Source organism: Mycobacterium shunyiense, assembly GCF_058270035.1.
In genome coordinates, this window is the sequence record NZ_JBZDPT010000014.1 from 1 (window position 1) to 1,401 (window position 1,401).

Here is a 1,401-nt window from a genome sequence, read left to right on the forward strand (position 1 = left end):
TGTGCTACTCCTCATGTTCTTGTGGGTAGTTGAGGGTTCAGGCCGCCGAGGCAGAGGTAGATCATTGAGGTCAGTGCTTTGGCGGAGTGGTGTCCGTAGCCGCGTGCGTTGATGAGGCGGATTTTGGCGTTGATGCCTTCGATGAGGGCGTTGCTGATGCCGAGTTTGATGGTGTTGATGATGCCGTCGAAGTGCAGGTCGAGCCGGCGTGCCAGTTGAATGAGAGGGCGGATGCCACTGTCGGTGGCGCGGCGGATCCAGCGTCGGAGATACCGTGATGCTCGTGCGGGGTGTGTTATTCGAAAGAGTTGTCGTAGTTGCTCTTTCATTCGCCAGGCGGTGCCAATGTCGTGGTTCTGTGTGGTGATGGTTTCCACGAGGTGACCGCGGGCGGGGTTGAGGCGCTCGGCGCCGGTTCGTAGCGCGGTGCGGGCTTTTCGCCATTGTCCTGAGGACAATGTGAAGTCTGCGCGGTTGGTGGCCATGGCGGCGGCGAACACCTCGTCGAGGGCGCGGTTGGTCCACTGCATGACGTGGAAAGGGTCGTAACAGATCGTCGCGTCGGGCAGTTTGTCTTCGGTCGCGGAGCGAAATGCGGTGGAGCCGTCCATGGAGACTGCTTCGATGTCGGCTCGCTGCTCGTTGGTGAGCTTGTCGTAGAACGTGGTCAGCGAGTCGAGGCCACGGCCGGGTTGGATATCGATGACGGTGCCGGTGGCGTGGTCGCCGACGATGGTCAGGTATTTGTGCGGGTGGCGGTAGCAGATCTCATCGACGCCGATGCGGTAGATCTCATCGAGGCGACGCTCGTCGAGCATTTCGTCGACGGTGCGGTTGATGATGGTCGTGACCGTCTCCCAGGAGCAGCGCAGCAATGTCGCGACCGAGGTGCGGTCGGTTCGGGTGGCCAGCCATAGCACGGTGTCCTCGAAGTCGCGGGTGTGGCGTGCTCCGGGTCGACTCCACGGGACTTCTTCGGTGCGCACGCCGCAGTTCGGGCAGCGTAGTCGGCGAATGTCATAGATCAGCCATAACCGGTGACTGGCCAGATCGAGGTGTCGCCAGCGCCGCTGGCGTTGGTCATAGCCGGCGCGGACGCGTTGACCGCACGGGCATTGCAGCAATCGGCTCTTCGACCGCAAAGTGACCTCGACGTCGTGGTCGCCGATGACGACATTGTCGACCCATGCTCCGGGGATCTGGAGAAGACGGTTAAATGCAGTACTGACGCGCACGCGGATCGGTCCTTGCGGTTGAGGCTGGTGTGGTAACCCCGAAACCTAGAGGCCCCCCGCGTGCGCGTCCTTCATCGCAGCGCGGACACGCCGAGAACGCTTGAGCTTCAATCGAAAACACCGCTGAACAGCAGAAAAGCGCCCACTAGAACACTAGGAGCGCCAC

The 1,401-nt window shown here is 61.7% G+C and carries 1 protein-coding gene; it reads right to left on the minus strand.

Annotated features, from left to right (window positions below; genetic code table 11):
* Window positions 1-11: 11 nt before the first annotated feature.
* Window positions 12-1,235: an ISL3 family transposase gene (locus AC4ELS_RS10480; protein WP_499047235.1), complete on the minus strand. Its 1,224-nt coding sequence runs from the start codon at window positions 1,233-1,235 to the stop codon at window positions 12-14.
* Window positions 1,236-1,401 lie beyond the last annotated feature (166 nt).